This is a genomic window from Phaeovulum sp., from assembly GCF_041596715.1.
In the GTDB taxonomy this organism is placed as follows: Bacteria; Pseudomonadota; Alphaproteobacteria; order Rhodobacterales; family Rhodobacteraceae; genus UBA6213.
Genome location: NZ_JBFHIA010000198.1, coordinates 1 through 5,709 on the forward strand (window position 1 = coordinate 1; position 5,709 = coordinate 5,709).

Below are 5,709 nucleotides of genomic sequence, written 5' to 3' on the forward strand. Positions count from 1 at the left end.
CGATGGCAGCTTGCTGCGCGCCTTTCAGGTATCCGATGGCCGCTGGCGGCTGGCCCCCGGCCCGGTCGATGAACGCTTCATCGCCATGCTGCTGGCCTTTGAGGATCACCGCTTTTACGACCATGCGGGCGTCGATATGCGGGCCATGGCGCGCGCAGTCGTGCAGGCAGTTCTGAACGGGCGGATCATCTCGGGCGGATCGACGCTGACGATGCAGGTGGCACGGCTGCTTGAAGATGGCCCGACCGGCACATTCAGAGGCAAGCTTCGGCAGATCCGTGTGGCGCTGGCGCTGGAACAGCGGTTGAACAAGGTCGAAATCCTCGACCTCTACCTGCGCCTTGCCCCTTACGGCGGCAATCTTGAAGGCGTGCGCGCCGCCAGCCTTGCCTGGTTCGGCAAAGAGCCGCGCCGCCTGACCCCCGGCGAAGCCGCGCTTTTGGTGGCACTGCCGCAATCGCCCGAAATGCGCCGCCCCGACCGCGCCCCCGAGGCCGCACACGCCGCGCGCGACAGGGTGCTGGCGCGGCTGGCCGCAGATGATGGCGTGCTTCCCGCCGATGAAGCCACCGCAGCAACGCGCGAGTCGGTGCCCACCGCGCGGCGCGCCTTTCCACTGCTGGCACCGCACCTGACTGAAAGGTTGCACAGCGCCTTTCCTGAATCGCTGCGCATCGCCACCACCATAGACCCTGCGCTACAACGCGCCGCTGAAGCGCTGGCAGCGCGCGCCGTGGCCGGACAAGAGGCGCAAGTCACCGCAGCAATGATCCTTGCAGACCATCAGAGCGGTGAAATCCTTGCCCATGTCGGCGCGGCAGAATGGAGCAGCGATGCGCGCGCGGGCTTTGTCGATATGACCACCGCGCTGCGCTCGCCCGGATCAACGCTCAAACCCTTTGTCTATGCGCTGGCCTTCGATGATGGCCTCGCCCACCCCGAAACCCTGATCGAAGATCGTCCCACCGCCTTTGGCGACTGGCGACCGCAAAACTTTGACCGCCAGTTTCGCGGCACCGTCACCGTGCGCGCGGCATTGCAGGCCTCGCTCAACATCCCGGTGGTCAGCCTGACCGAGGCGGTGGGCCCCACGCGCCTACTGGCCACGCTGCGCCGTGCCGGGGTGGAAACACAAGTGGAGGGCACACCGGGGCTTGCGGTGGCGCTGGGGGGTGTCGGCGTCAGCCTTGAAGGGCTGGTGCAGGCCTATGCGGCGCTAGCACGGCTGGGTGCGCCGATCACTCTTTCGCCGCTGCCGGGGCAATCCGCGCCTTTGGTCCAACGCCTGTTCGGGCCGGTGGCGGGCTGGCAGGTGGCCGACATTCTGGCCGGCCTGCCGCCACCCGCGGGTGCCGCCCCGGGGCGCGTCGCTTACAAGACCGGCACCTCTTATGGGCACCGCGACGCGCTGGCACTGGGTTTTGATGGGCGGCACGTGGCGGGTGTTTGGCTTGGCCGCGCTGATGGCACGCCGGTGCCGGGCGCGTTTGGGGGCGAGCTCGCAGCGCCGCTGCTGTTCGAGCTGATCGGCCGCGCCAAAAACGCCCCCGACCCGCTGCCACCCCCGCCCGCAGCCACGCTGCTATTGCCGACCGAACGCCTGCCTCTGCCGCTACAGCGTTTTCGCCCGCGCGATGCCGCGTTCAGCACGCTCAACCCCGATGCGCCAGAGCTGATGTTTCCCCCGAACGGCGCGTTGGTTGAGGCACCGGGCGGGGCGCTTGCGGTGAAAATACTGGGTGGCACAGCGCCGTTTACATGGCTTGCCAATGGCGTGCCGGTGGCGCTGGCGATCCGGGCGCGCGAAACCACGCTGCCGATGCCCGGCCCCGGCGCTGTCACGCTTAGCGTGATCGACGCTAGGGGCAATGCCACCAGCGCCGATATCACCTTGCGATAAGCGGCTATTGCTTTTCCGAAATCCCGCCGCCGGGGGCCGCACCAGCGGTGCAAAGAGCCTCCGGCGGGGATATTTTGGCTGAAGCAATTGACGCGGGCGGTCAGACCCGCTCGATCGCCAGTGCGATGCCCTGCCCGCCGCCGATGCACATCGTGATCAGCGCGCGCTTGCCGCCAGTGCGCTCCAACGCGTGCATCGCCTTCACGGTCAGAATTGCGCCAGTAGCGCCCACAGGGTGACCCAGCGCGATTGCGCCGCCATCCGGGTTCACCCGCGCCGCATCCAGCCCCAGCTCACGCGATACCGCGATCGCCTGCGCGGCGAACGCCTCGTTCGATTCGATCAGGTCGAAATCGGCAAGCGTCAGCCCGGTGCGCGCCAGAAGCGCGCGAATAGCAGGTATCGGGCCAAGCCCCATCACCTCGGGGCGCACGCCGCCATGGGCGTAGCCCAAAATCCGCGCGCGTGGGCGCAGCCCCGCCTTTGCCGCCGCATCGGCCCGCGCCAGCACCAGTGCCGCCGCACCATCGTTGATGCCGCTGGCATTGCCCGCTGTCACGGTGCCGTCTTTCTGGAAAGCGGGTTTCAACCCGGCCAGCGCCTCGGCGCTTGTGACCTTGGGGTGCTCGTCGGTGTCAAAGACCACCGTGCCTTTGCGCCCGACAATCTCGACCGGCACGATTTCGTCTTTGAAATGCCCCGCGGCAATCGCCGCCGCCGCCCGCTGCTGGCTTTGCAGCGCGAAAGCGTCCTGATCGGCGCGGCTGATACCGTATTCGCGCGCGACGTTTTCGGCCGTGACCCCCATATGGCCGCTGCCAAACGGGCAGTTCAGCGTGCCGGTCATCATGTCGATCGCTTTGGTGTCGCCCATCTTCTGGCCCCAGCGCGCCTGCGGCAGAACATAGGGCGAGCGGCTCATGCATTCGGCACCACCCGCCAGCGCGAAATCCGCGTCATTCAGCAGCAACGCCTGCATCGCGGAAACCACCGCCTGCGCGCCAGAGCCGCAAAGCCGGTTCACGTTCATCGCAGGTGTGGTTTCAGGCACGCCCGCGCCCATCGCGGCCACCCGGCTGACATACATATCGCGCGGTTCGGTGTTGATGACATGACCAACCATCACATGCCCGATCTGCGCGCCCTCGACGCCCGCGCGCGCCAGCGCCGCCTTCATGGCGGTGGTGGCAAGCTCGATCGGCGGCAGGCTTGAAAGGCTGCCCCCGAAGGTGCCTATGGCGGTGCGCGCGCCGGACAGAATGACGATGTCGGTCATGATGATCTCCCCCTATGTTTCGCGTAAAGACTATCTCTGCGCCCAAAGCCGCACCAGCCCTTACGCCGCGTTGCAATGGCTTAGAACGGCAGGCCAGCTGCCAGAACGCGCCTGAGCACGATCAGCACCAGACCATCGCGAATTGCCCAGTAGGCCACCAGCTCCAGCGCCACGGCGAGTGCCACGCTGGCCCAGACCGGCAACCAGCGCGCCAGCCAGAACCCGGCAAGCATGGCCAGCATGTCGCCTTGGGAGTTGAGCACCGTATCGCCTACCGCGCCAAGTTCTGCCGCTTCTGCGCGAAACAGCCTGATGATCAGATCGGAGTTTTCGAAAACCTCCCACGCGGCTTCGATTGCAACAGCCCCTACCATGCGCCACGCCACCGCAAGCTGCGGCAACACCCACCAGCAGGCGCCAAACAGCAATACCCCATGCACCACGTGCGAAAGCGTGTACCAGTCGGTGAACTGTTGCGAGACTTGGGTGATCTGGGCTGCGGTAGAGGCCAGCCGGATCGTGCCGCAGGGGCAGAAAAGTGTTCGCCCGGCAAATAGCATCGCAGGGGCCACTGCGGCCATCAGCAAAGCCGTCCAGAACCATGGCAAAAGGCGCGCGCGCATGGGGGCAGAGAACCACGCCTTACCGCAGTCGGCAAGCCCACGGCCGCGCTGCGACTATTGGCCCGAGAAGGTATCAAACACCGCGCGTCAGGGCAACAAAGGCTCGCGCCCGGCAGGTGTCAGCAGCCAGGCATCGCGGCCCTCGATCACCACGGCGGAAAGCGGGCCGCCGTAGGCTGCGGAACTGTCGATGTTCAGCCGGTTTCCGTAATGGCGCGGTGTTTCAATCGCGGTGTGGCCGTGCACCACCAGCGCGCCATAATCCCGTGTATCTTCCAGAAAGTCTGCGCGAATCCACAGCAGGTCATCTTCGCGCTGCGCCGCAAGATCGACGCCGGGGCGGATGCCCGCGTGCACAAACAACGCCTGCCCCCGCAGAAAGTGCAGCGGCAGCGCCGCCAGCCAATCGCGATGTGCTTGCGGCACCGCGGCCAGCGCCTCGGCGTGAACTTGGTCAACCGGGCGGTCAGCCGGCTTGATAAGCCCGTAGGATTCCAGCGTTTGCGGCCCGCCAAGGCGCGGGTGAAACCAGCTCAGCTCTGCCCGCAGCCCCGGGTCACGCGCCCAGGGATCAACCAGAAAACCGGCAAACATACGGTCGTGATTGCCCTTCAGCACACTCCAGGGTGCACCCGCCGCTTGCCCCTGCATCAGAAACTCGATGACCCCGCGGCTATTTGGCCCGCGGTCCACCACATCCCCCACATGCACTACCGGCGCATCCGCCGCACCATGCTGCGCCCGATCCGCCTCGATCAGATCGTGCGCTTTTTGCAGCAGATCGAGATGGCCGTGAATATCACCGATGGCATAGGTCTGCATGGCACCTCGTGAAGCAAAAGACCCCCCGCGAGGTCGCGAGGGGTCTACACCGTTTACACCTGTTTTCAGTGAACCTCAAACTCAAGCGGTTTGACCTGCTGGAACAGGCCGGTTGCTTGCAACTCGGCAATCACGGCCACGGGAAGCGGCTCGTCGAGGTACAGAATGGCGATTGCATCGCCCCCCGCCGCAGCCCGCCCCAGCGTAAAGTTGGCGATGTTCACCCCGTGTTTTCCCATCGTGCCACCCAGCGTGCCGATAATGCCCGGCACGTCGCGGTTGGTGGTGTAAAGCATATGCGCGCCCACCTCGGCGTCGATGTTGATGCCCTTGATCTGGATGAAGCGCGGCTTGCCATCGACAAAGCAGGTGCCCGCCACCGAACGCTCGCGCGTTTCGGTGACAACGGTCAGCTTGATATAGGCATCGAAAGCACCCGATTTTTCTTGCCGGGTCGTGGCGATCTGAATGCCCCGCTCGCGCGCGATCACGGGGGCCGAAACCATGTTCACATCCGGGTTCGTGGCTTTCATGATACCGGAAATGGCGGCCGCGTTCAGTGCGGCAAGGTTCATCTCAGCCACAGCGCCGTCATAGAGAATGTTGATCGCCTTGATCGGCTCGTCGGTCATCTGGCCGACAAAGGCCCCCAGATGCGCCGCCAGCTTGAGCCACGGCCCCATCACCACGGCCTCTTCCGCCGTGACCGAGGGCATGTTGAGCGCGTTCTGCACCGCGCCAGTCAGCAGGTAATCCGACATCTGCTCGGCCACCTGCAAGGCCACGTTTTCCTGCGCTTCGGTGGTCGATGCGCCAAGGTGCGGTGTGCAGACCACGTTGGGCAGGCCGAACAGCGGCGATTCCGTTGCAGGTTCTGTCGAAAACACATCGAGCGCCGCACCAGCCACCTGCCCCGATTGCAGCGCCTCGACCAGCGCTTCCTCGTCGATCAGCCCGCCGCGCGCACAGTTGATGATGCGCACGCCGCGCTTGGTCTTGGCCAGAGCCTCGCGCGAAAGGATGTTGCGGGTCTTTTCGGTCATCGGCACATGCAGGGTGATGAAGTCGGCGCGCGCCAGCAACTCGTC

The 5,709-nt window shown here is 65.6% G+C and carries 5 protein-coding genes; 1 reads left to right on the forward strand and 4 read right to left on the reverse strand.

Annotation, left to right across the window (positions count from 1 at the left end; genetic code table 11):
* Positions 1 to 1,900, forward strand: a 1,900-nt coding sequence (gene pbpC / locus ABY403_RS12590; RefSeq protein WP_372841170.1) for a penicillin-binding protein 1C, incomplete at its 5' end; no start/stop codon positions are given.
* 100 nt (positions 1,901 to 2,000) lie between these two features.
* Here the strand turns inward: pbpC and ABY403_RS12595 are convergent.
* The 4 genes from ABY403_RS12595 to ABY403_RS12610 form a co-directional block, all read right to left on the reverse strand.
* A complete protein-coding gene (locus ABY403_RS12595; RefSeq protein ID WP_372841171.1) occupies positions 2,001 to 3,176 on the reverse strand; it encodes an acetyl-CoA C-acyltransferase family protein in 1,176 nt (391 codons plus the stop codon).
* 80 nt (positions 3,177 to 3,256) lie between these two features.
* Positions 3,257 to 3,757: a DUF2585 family protein gene (locus tag ABY403_RS12600; protein WP_372841172.1), complete on the reverse strand. Its 501-nt coding sequence runs from the start codon at positions 3,755 to 3,757 to the stop codon at positions 3,257 to 3,259.
* A gap of 129 nt (positions 3,758 to 3,886) precedes the next feature.
* Entirely contained in the window at positions 3,887 to 4,621 is a 735-nt protein-coding gene (locus tag ABY403_RS12605) for a metallophosphoesterase (RefSeq protein ID WP_372841174.1), read from the reverse strand.
* A gap of 65 nt (positions 4,622 to 4,686) precedes the next feature.
* Positions 4,687 to 5,709: NAD(P)-dependent oxidoreductase (locus tag ABY403_RS12610; RefSeq protein ID WP_372841175.1), on the reverse strand; the 1,023-nt coding region annotated here is incomplete at its 5' end.

Coding starts and splice junctions, on each gene's coding strand:
- ABY403_RS12595 (WP_372841171.1), bottom strand. CDS start 3,176: ATGACCGACATCGTCATTCTGTCCGGCGCGCGCACCGCCATAGGCACC.
- ABY403_RS12600 (WP_372841172.1), bottom strand. CDS start 3,757: ATGGCCGCAGTGGCCCCTGCGATGCTATTTGCCGGGCGAACACTTTTC.
- ABY403_RS12605 (WP_372841174.1), bottom strand. CDS start 4,621: ATGCAGACCTATGCCATCGGTGATATTCACGGCCATCTCGATCTGCTG.